This window comes from Rugamonas sp. FW305-51, assembly GCF_058786935.1.
Map to the genome: position 1 here is coordinate 20012 of NZ_JBYSZG010000028.1, position 19537 is coordinate 39548.

Annotated in this window: 16 protein-coding genes; 14 read left to right on the forward strand and 2 right to left on the reverse strand. The window is 63.2% G+C overall.

Annotated elements, in window-relative coordinates; genetic code table 11:
• A partial coding sequence (locus tag AC3WOS_RS18495) for an ABC transporter permease (protein WP_492717491.1) occupies window positions 1-1097 on the reverse strand: 1097 nt, incomplete at its 3' end.
• A gap of 15 nt (window positions 1098-1112) precedes the next feature.
• Entirely contained in the window at window positions 1113-2120 is a 1008-nt protein-coding gene (locus AC3WOS_RS18500; protein ID WP_492717492.1) for an adenosine deaminase, read from the reverse strand.
• A gap of 531 nt (window positions 2121-2651) precedes the next feature.
• On the opposite strand from AC3WOS_RS18500, the gene AC3WOS_RS18505 reads away from it, so the two are divergent.
• The 14 genes from AC3WOS_RS18505 (at window position 2652) to AC3WOS_RS18570 (ending at window position 19525) form a co-directional block, all read left to right on the forward strand.
• Complete coding sequence (locus AC3WOS_RS18505) at window positions 2652-4574, forward strand: PrkA family serine protein kinase (RefSeq protein WP_492717493.1); 1923 nt, start codon at window positions 2652-2654, stop codon at window positions 4572-4574.
• A gap of 80 nt (window positions 4575-4654) precedes the next feature.
• A complete protein-coding gene (locus AC3WOS_RS18510; RefSeq protein WP_492717494.1) occupies window positions 4655-5923 on the forward strand; it encodes a YeaH/YhbH family protein in 1269 nt (422 codons plus the stop codon).
• Window positions 5923-7461, forward strand: a complete 1539-nt coding sequence (locus AC3WOS_RS18515) for a SpoVR family protein (protein WP_492717495.1) — start codon at window positions 5923-5925, stop codon at window positions 7459-7461. Before AC3WOS_RS18510 ends, AC3WOS_RS18515 begins: the two co-directional genes overlap by 1 nt.
• Before the next feature lie 480 nt (window positions 7462-7941).
• Window positions 7942-8601 (forward strand): energy transducer TonB, encoded by a 660-nt coding sequence (locus tag AC3WOS_RS18520; RefSeq protein WP_492717496.1) that lies wholly within the window; start codon window positions 7942-7944, stop codon window positions 8599-8601.
• 80 nt (window positions 8602-8681) lie between these two features.
• Window positions 8682-9590, forward strand: a complete 909-nt coding sequence (locus AC3WOS_RS18525; protein WP_492717497.1) for a MotA/TolQ/ExbB proton channel family protein — start codon at window positions 8682-8684, stop codon at window positions 9588-9590.
• A gap of 5 nt (window positions 9591-9595) precedes the next feature.
• Window positions 9596-10024, forward strand: coding sequence for an ExbD/TolR family protein (locus tag AC3WOS_RS18530; protein ID WP_492717498.1), 429 nt, complete (start codon window positions 9596-9598; stop codon window positions 10022-10024).
• 69 nt (window positions 10025-10093) lie between these two features.
• A complete protein-coding gene (locus AC3WOS_RS18535; protein ID WP_182163516.1) occupies window positions 10094-10525 on the forward strand; it encodes an ExbD/TolR family protein in 432 nt (143 codons plus the stop codon).
• A gap of 177 nt (window positions 10526-10702) precedes the next feature.
• A complete protein-coding gene (locus tag AC3WOS_RS18540) occupies window positions 10703-11923 on the forward strand; it encodes a tetratricopeptide repeat protein (protein WP_492717499.1) in 1221 nt (406 codons plus the stop codon).
• A 168-nt stretch (window positions 11924-12091) separates the two neighbouring features.
• Window positions 12092-13069: a bifunctional riboflavin kinase/FAD synthetase gene (locus tag AC3WOS_RS18545; protein ID WP_492717500.1), complete on the forward strand. Its 978-nt coding sequence runs from the start codon at window positions 12092-12094 to the stop codon at window positions 13067-13069.
• A 70-nt stretch (window positions 13070-13139) separates the two neighbouring features.
• Window positions 13140-16031, forward strand: a complete 2892-nt coding sequence (gene ileS, locus AC3WOS_RS18550; protein WP_492717501.1) for an isoleucine--tRNA ligase — start codon at window positions 13140-13142, stop codon at window positions 16029-16031.
• 108 nt (window positions 16032-16139) lie between these two features.
• Window positions 16140-16646, forward strand: coding sequence for a signal peptidase II (gene lspA / locus AC3WOS_RS18555; RefSeq protein WP_492717502.1), 507 nt, complete (start codon window positions 16140-16142; stop codon window positions 16644-16646).
• Window positions 16647-16662: 16 nt separating this feature from the next.
• Window positions 16663-17883 carry a bifunctional phosphopantothenoylcysteine decarboxylase/phosphopantothenate--cysteine ligase CoaBC gene (gene coaBC, locus AC3WOS_RS18560; protein ID WP_492717503.1) on the forward strand — a complete coding sequence of 407 codons (1221 nt, stop codon included), beginning with the start codon at window positions 16663-16665 and terminating at the stop codon, window positions 17881-17883.
• Window positions 17884-17926: 43 nt separating this feature from the next.
• The gene (dut, locus tag AC3WOS_RS18565) at window positions 17927-18376 is read left to right on the forward strand and encodes a dUTP diphosphatase (RefSeq protein ID WP_492717504.1); all 450 of its coding nucleotides are present in this window, start codon (window positions 17927-17929) and stop codon (window positions 18374-18376) included.
• A 30-nt stretch (window positions 18377-18406) separates the two neighbouring features.
• Complete coding sequence (locus tag AC3WOS_RS18570) at window positions 18407-19525, forward strand: M48 family metalloprotease (RefSeq protein WP_492717505.1); 1119 nt, start codon at window positions 18407-18409, stop codon at window positions 19523-19525.
• The last annotated feature ends 12 nt before the right edge of the window (window positions 19526-19537 follow it).

Consider the following 19537-nt stretch of genomic DNA (forward strand, 5'->3'; position numbering starts at 1 on the left):
TGCTGGGCGGGCGCGGCCGTGGGCGCGGGTAGCGCCACGGCCACCAGGTTGCCCAGCGCCTGCAGCAGCGCGTAATGGGCCGCGAACCCCACCAGCACGCCCAGCGCGCTGCCGGCCAGGCCCACCAGCAGGAATTCGGTCAGGTACAACAGCGTCACCTGGTTCTGGGTCAAGCCCAGGCAGCGCAGCATGGCGCAGGCGTCCAGGTGGCGCAGCATGAAGCGGCGCGCCGCCATCGCCACGGCCACGGCCGCCAGCAGGGCCGACAGCAGGCCCACCAGCGCCAGGAAACGTTCGGCCCGGTCCAGCGTGGCCCGCATTTCCGGTCGCCCCGTCTCGAGCGACTCGATGCGCACCCCTTTCACGTTGCCGGCCTGGATCTGCGCCTGCAGCCACTGGCCGTAGGCGGCGGCCAGCTCGGCCTGGTCCGGCGTGGGCGCGGCCACCAGCAGGCGGTAGGTCACGCGCGAGCCGGGCTGGATCAAATGGGTGGCGTCCAGGTCGGACAGGGCCAGCATCACGCGCGGCGCGAAACTGGCGAAACCGGCGCCACGGTCGGGCTCGGCGGCGATGAGGGCGGTCACCGTGAAATCGCGCTCGCCCAAGTGCAAGGTGCCGCCCAGGCGCAGGTTCAAGCTGCCCAGCAGGCCGGGGTCTATCCACACCATGCCGCTGGCCGGCGTGCCCGTGGCCGGCTGGCCCTGCGCCTGCTCGGCCTGGGCCGGGTCCGTGCTGAGCTTGAGCCGGCCCCGTAGCGGATAGCCGGGGCCGACCGCTTTCAGGGCGGCCAGCTGGGCCAGCGACTGCTCGCCTTGGCCCGCTTGCGCCATGCTGGCGAAACCGACCGTATCGGCCAGCACCAGGCCGCGCCGCCGCGCTTCCGCGCGCCAGGCCGGGTCCACCGGCAAGTCGGCGTTGATGACCACGTCCGCGCCCAGCAGCTGGTGGGCGTCGCGCTCCATGCCGGTACGCAGGCGGTCGATGAAAAAGCCGGAGGCGGCCAGCGCCGCCACGGCCACCGTCAGCGCCACCAGCAGGAAACGCAGCTGGCCGGCGCGCCAGTCGCGCGCCGTCATCTTCAGGGCCAGGCTCAGCATGGGGCGGTGGCTCCGTTACAGCGCGGCGAAGAAGGCGTCGACCTCATCGAGGTACTGCTGCTTGCGCCCGGCCGGCAGGAAGGCGGCCGCGAAGCTGTTGCGGGCCAGGCGCTGCGCGTGCGACAGGCCCAGCGGCAGCGCCTCGAAGGTGGCCAGGAAGTTGGCGTTCAGGTAGCCGCCGAAGTAGGCCGGGTCGTCCGAGTTGATGGTGGCCATCAGGCCGGCGTCCAGCAGCTGCACCATGTTGTGCTGCTCCATGCGGTCGAACACGCACAGCTTGACGTTCGACAGCGGGCATACCGTCAGCGCCACCTGCTCGCGCGCCAGGCGCGCCGTCAGGGCCGCGTCCTCCAGGCAGCGCACGCCGTGGTCGATGCGTTCCACGTGCAGCACGTCGAGCGCCGTCGTGATGTAGGCCGGCGGGCCTTCCTCGCCGGCATGGGCCACCAGGTGGAAGCCCAGCTCGCGGCAGCGGGCGAACACGCGGGCGAACTTCTCGGGCGGGTTGCCCACTTCCGACGAGTCGAGGCCGATGCCGATGAACTTGTCGCGGAACGGCAGCGCCGCCTCCAGCGTGGCGAAGGCGTCTTCCTCCGACAGGTGGCGCAGGAACGACAGGATCAGGGTGGCGCTGACGGGGCTGTCCTGGCAGGCGCGGTAGATGCCGTCGATCACGCTCTGCATGGGCACGCCGCGCGCCGTGTGGGTTTGCGGATCGAAGAAGATTTCCGTGTGGCGCACGTTGTCGGCCGCGGCCCGTTGCAGGTAGGCGGCCGTCATGTCGTAGAAATCCTGCTCCTGCAGCAGCACGCTGGCGCCCGCGTAGTAGATGTCGAGGAACGATTGCAGATCGGTGAAGGCATAGGCGGCGCGCAGCGCCTCCACCGACGGATAGGCCAGCGCCACGCCGTTGCGCGCGGCCAGCGCGAAGATCAGTTCCGGCTCCAGCGAGCCTTCGATGTGGATGTGCAGTTCGGCCTTGGGCATCTGTTGCAGTGCGGCGCGCAATTGGTCGTTCATCATGTTTTTTCCTTGGTCTGATAGGGCTGACGCGGTGGTCGTACAGCCATCTTATCGCATGCGTGCAAGGCACGTGGGCCAGCGCCGCTGTTGCGCCTCGATTTCGCATTTTGCAGTGCCTGATGCGCGCTCTCGGCAGGCGTGATAAGGTGGCATCCATGCGCCGGGAAAATGCCGGAAAATCCATTGAAAATACAATAAATTGTTCTGATTTTCTCTTTTAAATCAAAGGCCTATAAAGAATTGTTAAGAATTCGACGACATAGTTCTTGACTTCCTGAACCAATAGAGCAATGATAAATTTCATAGACGTAAGATGCGTTACGAAGGACTAACATAAAAGCCGCCCACCATCGAGCGCGCGGCCATAAACGTCGGCTCCAAAGTCCGGGCAATCCGGGCTGCCACAGGGAAGCGGACGAGAACAACAACAAAAACCATCAGGAGTAAGTACAGACTAAAGACCAGGCAGAGACCACGACACCGACTGCCGACGACACAGTGACTTGTAGGCTTACATTAAAGGACATTCAAATGACCATTTTTGACAACTACGCCGCACGGTACGAACGGACTCGCGAAGAGGAAATGTCGATGTCGGAATATCTTGCCCTGTGCAAGAAGGACCGCCTGACCTACGCCAGCGCCCCCGAGCGCATGCTTGCCGCGATCGGCGAGCCGACCCTGGTCGACACCCGCAACGATACCCGGCTGTCACGCATCTTCGCCAACAAGGTCATCAAGATTTACCCCGCGTTCCGCGAGTTCTACGGCACCGAGGAAGTGATCGAGCAAGTGGTGTCCTACTTCCGCCACGCGGCCCAGGGACTGGAAGAGCGCAAGCAGATCCTGTACCTGCTCGGTCCGGTGGGCGGCGGCAAGTCGTCGATCGCGGAAAAGCTCAAGTACCTGATGGAACATGTGCCCTTCTATTGCCTGAAAGGGTCGCCCGTCAACGAGTCGCCGCTGGGCCTGTTCAACGAGGAAGAGGACGGCACCATCCTGGAAGAGGATTACGGCATACCGCGCCGCTACCTGCGCAGCATCCCCAGCCCGTGGGCCGTCAAGCGCCTGCATGAGTTCAACGGCGACATCAACCAGTTCCGCGTCGTCAAGCGCTACCCGTCGGTGCTGAAACAGGTGGCCATCTCCAAGACCGAGCCGGGCGACGAGAACAACCAGGACATTTCCTCGCTGGTGGGCAAGGTCGACATCCGCAAGCTGGAAGACTATGCCCAGGACGATCCGGACGCCTACAGCTATTCGGGCGGCCTGTGCCTGGCCAACCAGGGCATGATGGAATTCGTGGAAATGTTCAAGGCCCCCATCAAGGTGCTGCACCCCTTGCTGACGGCCACCCAGGAAGGCAACTACAAGGGCACGGAAGGCTTCGGCGCCATCCCCTTCGACGGCATCATCCTGGCCCACTCCAACGAGTCGGAGTGGAAGTCGTTCAAGAACAACCGCAACAACGAAGCTTTCCTCGACCGTATCTACATCGTCAAGGTGCCGTACTGCCTGCGCGTGACGGACGAGATCAAGATCTACGACAAGCTGGTGGCCAATTCCTCGCTGTACCAGGCGCCATGCGCGCCCGGCACCATGAAGATGATGGCCCAGTTCGCCATCCTGTCGCGTCTGAAGGAGCCGGAAAACTCCAGCATCTTCAGCAAGATGCTGGTATACGACGGCGAGAACCTGAAGGACACCGATCCCAAGGCCAAGTCCATCCACGAATACATGGACTACGCGGGGGTGGACGAAGGCATGAGCGGCCTGTCGACCCGCTTCGCGTTCAAGATCCTGTCCAAGGTGTTCAACTTCGACACGACGGAAGTGGCGGCCAACCCGGTGCACCTGCTCTACGTGCTCGAGCAGCAGGTCGAGCGGGAACAGTTCCCGCCCGAAACGGAGCAGAAATACTTCTCCTACATCAAGGAGTACCTGGCGCAGAAGTACGTGGAATTCATCGGCAAGGAAATCCAGACCGCCTACCTGGAGAGCTATTCCGAGTATGGCCAGAACATCTTCGACCGTTACGTGACGTTCGCCGACTTCTGGATCCAGGACCAGGAATACCGCGATCCGGACACGGGCGAAAGCTTCGACCGCGAATCGCTCAACAACGAGCTCGAGAAGATCGAGAAGCCGGCCGGCATTTCCAATCCGAAGGATTTCCGCAACGAAATCGTCAACTTCGGCTTGCGGGCCCGGGCCAACAATGGCGGCAAGAATCCGGCCTGGACCAGTTACGAGAAGTTCCGCACCGTGATCGAGAAGAAAATGTTCTCCAACACGGAGGAACTGCTACCCGTGATTTCCTTCAACGCCAAGGCCAGCGCCGAGGATGCCAACAAGCATGCCGACTTCGTGGCGCGCATGGTGGAAAAAGGTTACACGGCCAAGCAGGTGCGCCTGCTGTGCGAATGGTACTTGCGCGTGAGGAAGTCGTCTTAAGACGGTTGTGGGCTTAGCCGGGACGGGCCATGTGCCCGCCCCGCCCCGACCGTCGCACCACTAGCAGCAGGAGGCATCTTTTGACTTACCTCATCGACCGTCGTTTGCAAGGCAAGAACAAGTCTGCCGTCAACCGCGAGCGTTTCTTGCGCCGTTACAAGGCCCAGATCAAGGATGCCGTGGGACGGGCCATCAAGGGCCGCTCCATCACCGATATCGAGAACGGTGAAAAAGTTTCGATCCCCGTCAAGGACGTGGGCGAGCCGTCGTTCGGCCACGCCCATGGCGGCGTGTGGGAAACCATCAATCCCGGCAACGAGGAATACCAGAAGGGCGACCTGATCAACCGGCCCAAGGGCGGCGGCGGGGCCGGACGGGGCAAGGCCGGCAACAGCGACCAGCTGACCGAAGATGACTTCATCTTCGAACTGTCGCGCGAAGAATTCATGAACTACTTCTTCGAAGACCTGGAATTGCCGCACATGATCAAGACCCAGTTGACGGCCACCACGGAATTCAAGAACCAGCGGGCCGGCTACACGGTGTCGGGCACGCCGTCCAACATCCACGTGCTGCGCTCGCTGCGCGGCGCCCTGGGGCGGCGCATCGCCGTGGGCGGCGCGTCGCGCAAGCGGGTGATCGAGGCCGAACGGGAGCTCGAGGAATTGCTGCTGGCCGGGGCGCCGCTGGAAGACCCGCGCGTGGTGGAACTGAAAAAGCTGATCCACCACCTGCACACGCGCCTGCTGGCCATCCCCTACATCGACCCGTTCGACCTGCGCTACAGCAACCGCATCAAGGTGCCCAAGCCCATGACCCAGGCCGTCATGTTCTGCATCATGGACGTGTCGGGCTCCATGGACGAGACGCGCAAGGATACGGCCAAGCGCTTCTTCATCCTGCTCTACCTGTTCCTCAAGCGGGCCTATGACAAGATCGACGTGGTCTTCATCCGCCACCACACGGCCGCGGCCGAGGTGGACGAAGAGGAATTCTTCCACTCGCGCGAGTCGGGCGGCACGGTGGTGTCGTCGGCCCTGCACCTGCTCAACAAGATCATGGACGAGCGCTACGGCGGCGGCCAGTGGAACAGCTACGTGGCCCAGGCCTCGGACGGCGACAACTGGGACAACGATTCCGTGCTGTGCCGCCAGCTGCTGATCAACACCATCATGCCCAAGGTGCAGTACTACACCTATGTCGAGATCACGGACGGGCCGCCGCAGAACCTGTGGGAACAATACGCCCAGGTGCCCGACCACCATCCCAATTTCGCCATGCAGAAAATTGTCACGCCGGCCGACATCTATCCGGTGTTCCGTGAACTCTTCAAGAAGCAGCCGAAATAATGAACCAGATGCTGAAAAAGCCGCGCCACCCGAACGCCCTGCCGGAACAATCGGAATGGACGTTCGACCTGATCGAGCAGGCGCACGAGGAAATCCGCCGCGTGGCCGAAAATTTCGGGCTCGACACCTACCCCAACCAGCTGGAAATCATCACGGCCGAGCAGATGATGGACGCCTACACGTCCGTCGGCATGCCCGTGTCCTATAACCACTGGTCGTTCGGCAAGCACTTCCTGGCCACGGAAAAGGGCTACAAGCGGGGCCAGATGGGCCTGGCCTACGAGATCGTCATCAATTCCAACCCCTGCATCGCCTATTTAATGGAGGAAAACAGCCTGACCATGCAGGCGCTGGTGATCGCGCACGCGGCCTATGGCCACAACTCCTTCTTTAAAGGCAACTATCTGTTCCGCACCTGGACCGACGCCGACGCCATCGTCGACTATATGGTGTTCGCCAAGAACTACATCGCCGAGTGCGAGCAGCGGCACGGCATCGACGCCGTGGAATTGCTGCTCGATTCCTGCCACGCCATCCAGAACTACGGAGTGGACCGCTACAAGCGCCCGGCCAAGCTGTCCATGGCCCAGGAATACGCGCGCCAGAAGGAACGGGAAGCCTACGTCCAGTCCCAGATCAACGAGCTGTGGCGCACCGTGCCCCGCCGCGAGGAAGAGGAAGTGGACAAGACCAGCCACCGCTTCCCGCCCGAGCCGGAGGAGAACCTGCTGTACTTCATCGAGAAGTACGCGCCCCTGCTGGAACCGTGGCAGCGCGAGATGGTGCGCATCGTGCGCAAGATCTCGCAGTATTTCTACCCGCAGCGCCAGACCCAGGTCATGAACGAGGGCTGGGCCACGTTCTGGCACTACACCATCCTCAACCAGCTGTACGACGAGGGCGTGGTGGGCGACGGTTTCATGATGGAGTTTCTCAAGAGCCATACCAACGTGGTCTACCAGCCGCCCGTCAACAGCCCTTATTACAGCGGCATCAATCCCTACGCCCTGGGCTTCGCCATGATGACGGACATCCGCCGCATCTGCGAGCATCCCACGCCCGAGGACAAGGAATGGTTCCCCGACATCGCCGGCAGCGACTGGCGCAAGACGCTGGACTTCGCCATGCGCAATTTCAAGGACGAAAGCTTCATCGCCCAGTACCTGTCGCCCAAGCTGATACGGGAGTTCCACTTCTTCGCCGTGCTCGACGACGACAACAATGAAAAGCTGGCCGTGTCGGCCATCCATGACGACCTGGGCTACCGCTATGTGCGCCAGCAGCTGGCCGAGCAGTACAACCTGGGCAACCGCGAGCCCAACATCCAGGTCTGGTCCGTCAACACGCGCGACGACCGCGCCCTCACCCTGCGCCACACCCAGTTCCAGCGCCGGCCCCTGAACCAGCAAGCGAACGAAGTGCTCAAGCATGTGGCGCGGCTGTGGGGCTTCGACGTCCACCTGGAAACGGTCTCGCCCAGCGGCGAGATCGTCAGTTCGCTGGAAGTCAAGCGGGAAAAGCGGGCCCGCAACAGCTGAGCCGGCGGACGGCCTGCTCTCTAAACAGGGGGCGCCGTCCTCAACCCGGTTTGAATCGGCAATGCATGCTGCGGTGCGGAAGTCAAATTTATTTTGGCGAAATCTGTATAGAGCTCCCTGAACAAGTTTCATCGAAGCAACAGAAAGCACCAAATTTTCCACCTAAACAAAGCAAAATCGGAATATAAAATTCCGCGTTATGCAATATCGGAAAACATAGTAACGCTATCGATTATCTTGCATCAAAAACGTGCCGAATTTACTTGCTTTTTGTGCCAGAACGGTGCAGATGCACCGCAACAGAACCCCGCCCACAGGGGCTAAGCGCATGAAATTTAACCGGTTTTAGGCTTGAAAATTCTATGTAAAATCAAGAATTCGTATGTATAATTCGCCGACGTCCCGGATGCGGCTGTTGTTTTGTGTCGCCATTTTGGGGTTTAGTAGCAACAAAAAGAGTTGGTATTGGAGAAAGCAGGCATGAATTTCACGCACAACGAGAAAAGCGCCGGGAAGAACTTTACAGGCATCACCATTGTTGTTCTTCTGCACATCCTGGTCGCTTACGGGATCGTGTCAGGCTTGGGCAAGCGGATGGTCAGCAAGATGATCGAGCCGGTTGAAACCAAGATTATCGAGGAAGTGAAACCTCCTCCACCGAAAGAGCTCCCACCACCGCCCCCACCGCCGGAAATGAAAGCGCCACCGCCGCCTTTCATCCCGCCAGTTGAGGTGAACGTGCAGCAACCGCCACCGGTGCAGAACACGATCGCGAACGCGACCAATGTGAAGCCGGCGACGAATGATCTGCAGAAGGCGCCTCCGGCCCCGCCGGCAGCCCCTCCGGGTCCGGCCAAGTCGGTGCACATTCCAGCAGTATACGATTTCAACGCTTGCGCAAAACCAGAATGGCCTAAGTCATCACTGCGCAACGAAGAAACCGGTACCGTGACCTTACAGTTCCTGGTTGGCACTGATGGTCATGTACTCGAATCCAAGGTCCTGAAATCGAGTGGTTTCAGAGAGCTGGACAAGGCGGCAGTGGCGGGGATTAGCAAATGCAAATTCAAGCCAGGCATGACCGACGGCAAGCCAGAACAGTCGTGGACGCAAGTGCAATACGTTTGGACGCTGGAGTAAACCGAGGCAATCTAGTCTCACCGAAGTTCGTTGTTAACCCACATTCAGCGATCTGATTATTTTATCAATTTGGAGGAAGCATGTTTAAGAATACCCGTTTGTCCGCTGTACTGGCCGCTGTGCTGTTTTCGGTGACCGCAGCTACCGCCCTGGTAAGCGCACCAGCCCTGGCTGAAGACGCGCCTGCTTCGGCAGCCGCTTCGGCTCCAGCAGCAGCGCCGGCACCAGCAGCGGATGCGGCAGCAGCAGCTCCGGAAGCATCGGCTCCAGCCAAGGTCACCAAAGAAGAAGTGGAAAACCCCTACGGTTTCGAAGCGGTGTGGAACGGCGGCTTCGTGTCGCGCGGCACCCTGATCATCCTGTCGCTGATGTCCATGGGTTCGTGGTACATCATCATCACCAAGCTGATCGACCAGATGAAGATCTTCAAGCAGTCGAAGGAAACCTCGGCCAAGTTCTGGAAAGCATCGTCGATCGCTGCCGGTTCCGCTGCCCTGGTTGACGGCTCGCCGTTCCGTTTCATCGCTGAAACCGGCACCAAGGCCACCGCCCACCACGACGGCGCCCTGCTGGAACAGATCGACCTGTCGACCTGGGTCACCATGTCGATCCAGCGCGCCGTGGACAAAGTCCAGTCGCGTCTGCAAGATGGCCTGTCGTTCCTGGCAACCGTCGGTTCGACCGCACCGTTCATCGGTCTGTTCGGTACCGTGTGGGGTATTTACAATGCACTGATCGCCATCGGCATGTCCGGTAACGCCTCGATCGACAAAGTGGCCGGTCCCGTCGGTGAAGCGCTGATCATGACCGCCTTCGGTCTGTTCGTCGCCGTTCCTGCCGTGCTGGGTTACAACTGGCTGGTGCGTCGTAACAAGTCCGCCATGGAAGACGTGCGTTCCTTCAGCGCCGACGTGCACTCGGTCCTGATCTCGGGCGCCATGTCCACCAGCGAAGCTGGCCGTGCTGCCGGCGCTAAAAAGATCGGATAAAAATCATGTCGATGTCCGTAGGCTCCGATAGCGGAGATGAAGATCAAGTCATGTCGGAAATCAACACGACGCCCCTGGTGGACATCATGTTGGTTCTGCTGATTATCTTCCTGATCACGAGCCCGGTTGTGCTGAAGCTGATCAAGATCAAGCTGCCAGAAGAAGCCAACCAGGTTATTCAGACCAAGCCGGAAGATGTCAACATCGTAGTGAGCAAGGATGGCGACATCTACTGGAATCAGAAGAAAATGAAGGACACGAATGAGTTGTTCGATTTTCTGAAGCTGGAAGCAGTCAAGCTGCCGCAGCCGGAAGTACACGTACGTGGCGACCAGGAAACGCGCTACGAATCGATCGGCAAGGTAATTTACACGACCCAGCGTGCTGGTATCCAGAAGGTCGGCTTCATCACCGAACCGCCTGATAAGGGTTAACGCCCTGCCCGCCCCGGACGGCCGCATCGCGCCGGGGCGGATCCAGCCCCCTTCTTAAAAGGAAACACCATGAGTATGAATGTCGGTTCGGGCGGCGCCAAGGGCGCGGATCCGGAACCAATGATGGAAATGAATATGACGCCCCTCATCGACGTGATGCTGGTGCTGATTATCATGATGATCATCACGATTCCTAAGGCTAACCACTCGGTGAACTTGAACATGCCGGTCGGCACTCCGCCGCCACCGACCAAGGAACCGGTCGTGGTCACCATCGACGTGGACTTCGACGGGACGATTCTGTGGGACAATGCGGTCATTCCGGACCGTCACTCCCTGGAAGCGAAACTGATGGATGTGGCGGCGCAAGCCGACCAGCCGGAAGTGCACCTGCGTCCCAACAAGCTGGTGTCGTACAAGGTTGTGGCAGGCGTGATGGCTTCGGCCCAGCGTCTGGGCGTGACCAAGATTGGCCTGGTCGGCAACGAACAGTTCCAATAAGAAGTTGTTTCAAAATGAACATGGCGAGGCGTGGTGCCGAAGACAGTGCGCCTGCACGGCAAGGCGCCACAACGACGCCATGGGCTTTTTGAAATGACTTCTGCAGTACGTTCCCCTAACGAACGATAGGCAGGATAGTCCTGCCTATTTCGCATTTTGATGAAAGATATCTTCCCCATGACCAAGTTTCGTCTCGCTCATCTCGGCCTGGTAATGGCCGCCATCGGTTTTAACGCCGCCGCTCCCCTGGTGGGTCTGAGCCCGGTCGCCTACGCTGCCGACGCGGTGCGTGCTGAAATCGGCAAGCCTCTGCAGGAAGCGCAGAAACTGGCACAGGCAGGTAAGAACAAGGAAGCGCTGGCCAAGCTGAAGGAAGCCGACGCCGTGGGCGGCAAGAGCCCCAACGAAATCTACATGATCGAGCGCACCCGCGCCTCGGCCGCGGCTGCCGCCGGCGACAACGACGCCGCCGCCAAGGCCTTCGAAGCTGTCATCAATTCCGGCAAGCTGTCGCCTGCCGAAGCCCCCAAATTCACCCAGGCCCTGGCCGGTATCTACTACCGCGCCAAGGACTACCCGAAAGCCATCATCTGGATCCAGCGCTCGCTCAAAGACGGCGACAATCCACAGATGCGCGAACTGCTGGTGCAGACCTACTACATCAGCGGCAAGTACGCCGAAGCGGCCAAGGAACTGCAATCGTCGCACGCCAACAGCGAAGGCTCGCTGCAGATGCTGGCCAACATCCAGCTGAAACAGAACGACAAGGCCGGCTACGTGCAGACCCTGGAAAAACTGGCCGGCTCCTATCCCAAGACCAGCTACTGGGCCGACCTGCTGAACCGCGTGTCGGGCAAGCCTGGCTTCTCGGGCACCCTGTCGCTGGACGTGCAGCGCCTGCGCCTGGCCAACGGCCTGCTGGCCAAGCCCGGCGAATACATGGAAATGAGCCAGCTGGCCCTGCAGGCCGGCAACCCGGCCGAAGCCCTGAAAGTGATCGACCAGGGTTACAAGAAGGGTGCGTTGGGTGTCGGTTCCGACGCGCCGCGCCACCAGCGCCTGAAGGACCTGGCCGTCAAGACGGCTGCCGACAGCGAAAAGACGGCCGCCGCCCAGGAAGCGGAACTGACCAAGAACAAGGATGCCGATGGCTTGAGCAACCTGGGCTTTGGCATGGTCACGGCCGGCAAGGCCGACAAGGGCCTGGAACTGATGACCAAGGCAGCCAAGATGGACGAAGCCAAGCACCCTGAAGAGCTGAAACTGCACCTGGGCATCGCCCAGGCCCAGGCCGGCAAGAAGGCGGCTGCCCTGGCCACGCTCAAGACGGTCAAGGGCACGGACGGTGCCGCCGACCTGGCCCGCTACTGGACGCTGCAGATCAACCACCCGATGTAAGGTGGCCGGGCGGGGCCGGTTTTCGACCCCGACCTCTAAAAAGCGCGGTTTCCCCGCGCTTTTTTACGTTTACGGGGCCGAAATCGGGCCGCCGCGCCCCTTCCGGCTGTGCATAGTCCAAACAGTCCGTATAATCCTCCATTTAGCGACAGTTTTTGCCCACATCCCATGAAGGTATTTCGCGGTCTCCCCAATGCAGCGGCGCGCGCGCCGTGCGCGTTGACCATCGGCAACTTTGACGGCGTCCACCTGGGCCACCAGGCCCTGCTGGCGCACGTGCGGACGGCGGCGGACCGGCTCGGCCTGGAAGCGGCCGTGATGACGTTCGAGCCCCACCCGCGCGAATTCTTCGCCCAGCGCGCCGGCGACCTGTCCAAGGCCCCGCCGCGCATCGCCAACCTGCGCGACAAGTTGCAGTCGCTGGACAACAACGGCATCGACCGCGTCATCGTCGAGCACTTCTCGGAACACTTCGCGGCCCTCGCGCCCCAGGAATTCACGGAAAAAGTGCTGGTCGAGGGCCTGCACGTGAAATGGCTGATGGTGGGCGACGACTTCTGCTACGGCGCCCGGCGCGCCGGCAACGTCGCCATGCTGCACGAAGCGGGCCGCCACTACGGCTTCCAGGTCGAGACCCTGCCCACCGTGATGAACGGCCAGACCCGCATTTCCTCCTCGGCCGTGCGGGCCGCGCTGGCCGCCGGCGACTTCGTGCACGCAGAGCAGCTGCTGGGCCACCCGTACGCCATCTCCGGCCATGTGATCCACGGCCAGAAACTGGGCCGCACGCTGGGCTTCCCCACCCTGAACCTGCGGGTGCCGCACCGCCCCGCCCTGGCCGGCATCTTCATCGTCCAGGTGCACGGCCTGGCCGACGCCCCGCTGCCGGCCGTGGCCAGCCTGGGCGTGCGCCCTACGGTGGACGACAGCGGCCGCGTACTGCTGGAAGTGCACGTGTTCGACTTCAACCAGGGCTGCTACGGCCGCCAGGTGCGGGTGGAATTCCTGCACAAGCTGCGCGACGAGGAAAAATACGTGGACCTGCCCACCCTGACGGCCGCCATCGAGCGCGACTCGAACCTGGCGCGCGCCTGGTTCCGCGACCGCGCCGGCGCCGGTGCGATCACCGCCACCGACCGAATTTGAGTGCGCAACGCGAAGCCAAACGCGCCGGCACTCCCCAACCGATACGATAGACGTCACCTAGAAGATAAACATGTCCGATAACAAACCAGCCAATCCGAAACAAGACAAGCAGGGCAAGAAACCCGAGAGCAAATACCCCGTCAACATGACGGAGACCCCGTTCCCCATGCGCGGCGACATGGCCAAGCGCGAGCCGCAATGGGTCAAGGAATGGCAGGACAAGAAGATCTACCAGCGCATCCGCAAGGCCGCCGCCGGCCGCCCGAAATTCGTGCTGCACGACGGTCCGCCCTACGCCAACGGCGACATCCACATCGGCCACGCCGTCAACAAGATCCTCAAGGACATGGTGGTCAAGTCGCGCACCCTGGCCGGCTTCGACGCGCCCTACGTGCCGGGCTGGGATTGCCACGGCATGCCGATCGAGATCCAGATCGAAAAACAGTACGGCAAGAACCTGCCCACGGCCGACGTGCTGACCAAGGCCCGCGCCTACGCCCATGAGCAGGTCGAGCGCCAGCGCCGTGACTTCATCCGCCTGGGCGTGCTGGGCGAGTGGGAAAACCCCTACCTGACCATGAACTACTCGAACGAAGCGGACGAGCTGCGCGCCCTGGGCCAGCTGCTCGACAAGGGCTTCGTCTACCGCGGCCTGAAACCGGTCAACTGGTGCTTCGACTGCGGCTCGGCCCTGGCCGAGGCGGAAGTGGAATACGCCGACAAGCGCGACCCGGCCATCGACGTCGGCTTCAAGTTCGCCGAATGCGACAAGCTGGCCGCCGCCTTCGGCCTCGACAAGCTGCCGACCGGGAACGGCTACATCGTGATCTGGACCACCACCCCGTGGACCATCCCGTCCAACCAGGCCCTGAACGTGCACGCCGAAGTGAAGTACGCGCTGGTGGAAACCGTGCGCGACGGCCAGCCGCTGCTGCTGATCCTGGCCCAGGACCTGGCCGTATCGTGCCTGGCCCGCTACAAGCTCGATGGCACCACCATCGCCACCTGCGACGGCCAGGCGCTGGCCGGCATCGGCTTCCGCCACCCGCTGCATGCCAGCGACGCCTTCTACGACCGCCTGTCGCCGATGTACATCGCCGACTACGTCACCACCGAGAGCGGTACCGGCGTGGTGCACTCGGCGCCCGCCTACGGCCTGGACGACTTCATCTCCTGCAAGGCGCACGGCATGAAGGACGACGCCATCCTGACCCCGGTGCTGGGCGACGGCAAGTACGCCGAATCGCTGCCCCTGTTCGGCGGCATGACGATCTGGGAAGCGTCCAAGCCGATCTGCGCCGCTTTGAAAGAAGCCGGCGCCCTGTTCGAAGTGAAGATGTTCGACCACAGCTACATGCACTGCTGGCGTCACAAGACCCCCATCATCTACCGCGCCACCTCGCAGTGGTTCGCCGGCATGGACATCCATCCCAAGGATGGCGGCCCGACCCTGCGCCAGAGCGCCCTCAAGGGCATCGACGCCACCCAGTTCTTCCCGGACTGGGGCCAGGCGCGATTGCACGGCATGATCGCCAACCGTCCCGACTGGACTCTGTCGCGCCAGCGCCAGTGGGGCGTGCCGATGGCCTTCGTGGTGCACAAGGAGACGGGCGAGCTGCACCCGCGCACCCCCGAGCTGCTGGAACAGGTGGCCCAGCTGATCGAAAAGAGCGGCATCGACGCCTGGCTCAAGCTGGACCTGAAGGACCTGATCGGCGACGAGGCGGCCCACTACGACAAGAACAAGGACACGCTGGACGTGTGGTTCGACTCCGGCACCACGCACCAGACGGTGCTGCGCGGCTCGCACAAGGAACAATCGCACTTCCCGGCCGACCTGTACCTGGAAGGCTCGGACCAGCACCGCGGCTGGTTCCACTCCTCGCTGCTGACGTCGTCCATGCTGAACGGCGCGCCACCCTACAAGGCGCTGCTCACGCACGGCTTCGTGGTCGATGGCGAAGGCAAGAAGATGTCCAAGTCGGTCGGCAACACCGTCTCGCCGCAGGACGTGTCCAACAAGCTGGGCGCCGACATCCTGCGCCTGTGGGTGGCCGCCACCGATTACACGGGCGAGCTGTCGATCTCCGACGAGATCCTCAAGCGCGTGACCGAATCGTACCGCCGCATCCGCAACACGCTGCGCTTCCTGCTGGCCAACACCTCGGACTTCGACCCGGCGCAGCACGCCGTGCCGGTGGCCGAACTGCTGGAGATCGACCGCTACGCCATCGCCAACATGGGCGCGCTGCAGGCACAGATCACGCAGCACTACGAACAGTATGAATTCCACCCGGTGGTGTCGAAGCTGCAGAACTTCTGCTCGGAAGACCTGGGCGGCTTCTACCTCGACATCCTCAAGGACCGCCTGTACACCTCGGGCCTGACGTCCCACGGCCGGCGCTCGGCGCAGACGGCCCTGTGGCACATCACGCAAAGCCTGCTGCGGCTGATGGCGCCGGCCCTGTCGTTCACGGCCGAGGAAGCATGGGCCATCTTCGCCGGCCCCGAGAGCTTCCAGGCCAGCGACGAGACCATCTTCACCCAGACCTGGTGGCAGCTGCCGGAACTGGCCGATGGCGCCGCCCTGCTGGCCAAGTACGAAGCCCTGCGCGCCGTGCGCGCCGACGTCACCAAGCAGCTCGAAGACCTGCGCACCTCGGGCGCCATCGGCTCGTCGCTGCAGGCAGAACTGAGCATCAAGGCTGCCGGCGACAAGTACGCGCTGCTGGCCAGCCTGGAAGATGACCTCAAGTTCGTCTTCATCACCTCGCAGGCCACGGTGGCCCAGGTGGCCGACGCGGCCCAGGAAACGGTGGAAGTGGCCGCATCGGCCGCCGGCAAGTGCGAGCGCTGCTGGCACTACCGCGCCGACGTGGGCAGCCACGCCGACCACCCGACCCTGTGCGGCCGCTGCCACAGCAACCTGTTCGGCGCAGGCGAGCGCCGCAAGTTCGCCTAAGCCTCGCAGTAAGCCTGTAATATGCCTGCCTCCGACGCCGCGCCACCCAGCACACGCTTGCCGTGCCGGGCAAGGCGCGGCGGCGGCCACGAAACTATCGAACACTCCATGGCCACCAACAAATCCCGCTTTTCCGCCAAACCGCAAGCCAGCCTCACGCCATGGCTCGGCATCGCCGCCATCGTGATCCTGCTCGACCAGCTCTCCAAGATCACCATCACCAAGCTGTTTTCGCTCGGTGAAGAGAAAGTCGTCACCTCCTTCTTCAACCTGGTGCTGGCCTACAACCAGGGCGCTGCCTTCAGCTTCCTGCAGCACGCCGGCGGCTGGCAGCGCTACTTCTTCACCGCCATCGGCCTGGGCGCGGCCGCCTACATCATCGTGCTGCTCAAGAAGCATGGCGGCCAGCGCCTGTTCTGCTGGGCCCTGGCCCTGATCCTGGGCGGCGCCATCGGCAACGTGATCGACCGCCTGCTGTACGGCCACGTGATCGATTTCCTCGATTTCCACCACCCGGCATTCGGCCACTTCCCGGCGTTTAACCTCGCCGATTCGGCCATCTGCCTGGGCGCCGGCCTGTTCATCCTCGATGAACTGCGCCGCGTGAACCGCTAAGTACGGGAGCACCAGCATGGACCTCACCGGTAAGAAAATCGTCCTCGGCCTGTCCGGCGGCGTGGCCTGCTACAAGGCGGCCGAACTGTGCCGCCTGCTCACCGGCCAGGGCGCCAGCGTGCAGGTGGTGATGACGGAGGCCGCCGCCCACTTCATCACCCCCGTGACGATGCAGGCCCTGTCGGGCCGGCCCGTGTTCTCCAGCCAGTGGGACCCGCGGGTGGACAACAACATGGCCCACATCGACGTCACGCGCGGTGCCGACGCCATCCTGATCGCGCCCTGCTCGGCCGACTTCATGGTCAAGCTGGCCCACGGCGTGTGCGACGACCTGCTCTCGACCATGTGCCTGGCCCGCCCGCGCCAGCTGCCACTCCTGATCGCGCCGGCCATGAATGTGGAAATGTGGCAGAACCCCGCCACCCAGCGCAACGCGGCCCAGCTGCGCGAGGACGGCATCGTCATCTTCGGCCCCGGCGCCGGCGAACAGGCCTGCGGCGAAGTGGGCCTGGGCCGCATGCTCGAACCGCAGCAGCTGCTGGAGGAAGTGATCGCCGCCTTCCAGCCCAAGACCATGGCCGGCAAGCGTATCCTGGTCACGGCCGGCCCCACCTTCGAGGCCATCGACCCGGTGCGCGGCATCACCAATCTGTCCTCCGGCAAGATGGGCTACGCGGTGGCGCGCGCGGCGCGCGAGGCCGGCGCCGAGGTGCTGCTGATCTCCGGTCCCACCGCCCTGCCCACGCCCTACGGCGTGCAGCGCATTAACGTGCAAAGCGCGCAGCAGATGCACGACGCCGTGATGGCGGCCGTCGAAGGCCAGCACGTGTTCGTGGCCGTGGCGGCCGTGGCCGACTGGCGCGTGGCCAACAGCAGCGCCCAGAAAATGAAGAAGAAGGGCGACGGCTCCGTGCCCGAGCTCAAATTCGAACAGAACCCCGACATCCTGGCCACGGTGGCCGCCCGCACCTCGCTGGCCGGCCACCCGTACTGCGTGGGCTTTGCGGCCGAATCGGAAAACCTGCTCGAATACGGCGCCGTCAAGCGCGAGAAGAAGGGCATCCCTCTGCTGGTGGGCAATATCGGCCACCACACCTTCGGCCAGGACGACAACACCATCATCCTGTTCGACGAAAACGGCCACACCATCCTGCCGCGCGCCGACAAGCTGACGCTGGCGCGCCAGCTGGTGTGCGAAATCTCCAAGCGGATCGACAAGTACTCGCTGTTCCAGTGACGCTTGCGCTCCATCACCACCCGTATCACCTGGAACCGCAACAATGAAAAATATCGACGTCAAGATCCTCGACCCGCGCATGAAAGAACTGCTGCCGGCCTATGCAACCCCCGGCAGCGCCGGCCTGGACCTGCGCGCCTGCATCGATGCCCCCATCGTCATCGAGGCCGGCCAGACCGTGCTCATACCGACCGGCCTGGCGATCCACGTGGCCGATCCGGGCTACGCGGCCATGATCCTGCCGCGCAGCGGCATGGGCCACAAGAACGGCATCGTGCTGGGGAATCTGGTAGGCTTGATCGATTCCGACTACCAGGGCCAGCTGATGGTATCGACCTGGAACCGCGGCCACAGCGCCTTCACGCTGCAGCCCATGGAGCGCCTGGCGCAGCTGATCATCGTGCCGGTGCTGCAGGTCGGCTTTAACATCGTCGAGGAATTCGACGCCAGCGAACGCGGCGCCGGCGGTTTCGGCAGCACCGGCAAACACTAAACAGAACTAAGCAGAGATAGAGGAAAGGCCATGCCACACACCGACCAGCAGCAGGGCGCAGCACGCCGCCACATCGCCACGCCATGGCTAGCCATGACGGCAGCGCTGCTGCTGTCGGCCTGCTCCGCCTTCAAGACGACGCCGTCGGCGCCGGGGCCCGCCATGCCGCGCCCGAGCAGCGCGCCCGCGCCCGAGCCGGCGGTGGTGACGGCCCGCATGCTTGAGGCGCAGGATACGGTCAGCCGCATGGTGGCCACCCAGGAGCGGCTGTACCAGGTGGTGGCGCCGCTGCTGATCAACAACGCGGACCTGTGCCGCACCCACGCCCATGAGCTGCTGGGCTTCACGGCCAAGAACAAGTATTCCTACCCGGGCGAATATGCCGACGCGGCCCAGGCCGCGCTGGGCTACGGCGAGCAGCTGCAGGTGTCGGGCGTGCTGCCCGGCTCTGGCGCCGCCCGCGCCGGCCTGCGCAAGGGCGATACCCTGGTGTCGGTGGAGGCGCGCGCCCTGCCCACCGGCCCCAATGCGGAAACCCAGGCCGCCCGCATCCTGGGCCCGCTGGTCGGGCGCCATTCGGCGCTCAGCATCACGGTGCGGCGCGGCAGCGCCGTCCAGCCCATCACCGTGCCCGTCACGCGCGCCTGCGCCTTCAAGGTCGACCTGGGCAACGCGGACAACATCAATTCCTATGCCGACGGCCAGCGCGTGCTGATCACGCGCGGCATGGTCAACTTCGCCCAGAGCGACGAAGCCATCGCCTTCGTGCTGGCCAAGGACATCGCCCACAATGTGCTGGGCCACGCGGCCAGCACGCGCCAGGCTTACACCGTGGGCGGCATGATCGACAACCTGGTGGCCGTGCGGCCCGACACCTCGCTGCTGATCGGCAGCGCCGGCATCAAGCCCGTGCCGCAGGAACTGGACGCGGCGGCCGACTACCTGGCCCTGTACCTGCTGGCCCGCGCCGGCTACAACATCGAACACGCGCACGCCTTCTGGCAGCGCCTGGCCGCCCAGTACCCGCCCTCGGTGCTGAACGGCTACACGGCCATCCACCCCGCCACCAACTACCGGCTGGGCGTGATCGACAAGACGGTGGCCGAAATCAAGGCCAAGCAGCGGGCCCGCCAGCCGCTGCTGCCCTGATCCCGGGCCGAT

Coding starts and splice junctions, on each gene's coding strand:
- AC3WOS_RS18500 (WP_492717492.1), bottom strand. CDS start 2,120: ATGATGAACGACCAATTGCGCGCCGCACTGCAACAGATGCCCAAGGCC.
- AC3WOS_RS18505 (WP_492717493.1), top strand. CDS start 2,652: ATGACCATTTTTGACAACTACGCCGCACGGTACGAACGGACTCGCGAA.
- AC3WOS_RS18515 (WP_492717495.1), top strand. CDS start 5,923: ATGAACCAGATGCTGAAAAAGCCGCGCCACCCGAACGCCCTGCCGGAA.
- AC3WOS_RS18520 (WP_492717496.1), top strand. CDS start 7,942: ATGAATTTCACGCACAACGAGAAAAGCGCCGGGAAGAACTTTACAGGC.
- AC3WOS_RS18525 (WP_492717497.1), top strand. CDS start 8,682: ATGTTTAAGAATACCCGTTTGTCCGCTGTACTGGCCGCTGTGCTGTTT.
- AC3WOS_RS18530 (WP_492717498.1), top strand. CDS start 9,596: ATGTCGATGTCCGTAGGCTCCGATAGCGGAGATGAAGATCAAGTCATG.
- AC3WOS_RS18535 (WP_182163516.1), top strand. CDS start 10,094: ATGAGTATGAATGTCGGTTCGGGCGGCGCCAAGGGCGCGGATCCGGAA.
- AC3WOS_RS18540 (WP_492717499.1), top strand. CDS start 10,703: ATGACCAAGTTTCGTCTCGCTCATCTCGGCCTGGTAATGGCCGCCATC.
- AC3WOS_RS18545 (WP_492717500.1), top strand. CDS start 12,092: ATGAAGGTATTTCGCGGTCTCCCCAATGCAGCGGCGCGCGCGCCGTGC.
- ileS (WP_492717501.1), top strand. CDS start 13,140: ATGTCCGATAACAAACCAGCCAATCCGAAACAAGACAAGCAGGGCAAG.
- lspA (WP_492717502.1), top strand. CDS start 16,140: ATGGCCACCAACAAATCCCGCTTTTCCGCCAAACCGCAAGCCAGCCTC.
- coaBC (WP_492717503.1), top strand. CDS start 16,663: ATGGACCTCACCGGTAAGAAAATCGTCCTCGGCCTGTCCGGCGGCGTG.
- dut (WP_492717504.1), top strand. CDS start 17,927: ATGAAAAATATCGACGTCAAGATCCTCGACCCGCGCATGAAAGAACTG.
- AC3WOS_RS18570 (WP_492717505.1), top strand. CDS start 18,407: ATGCCACACACCGACCAGCAGCAGGGCGCAGCACGCCGCCACATCGCC.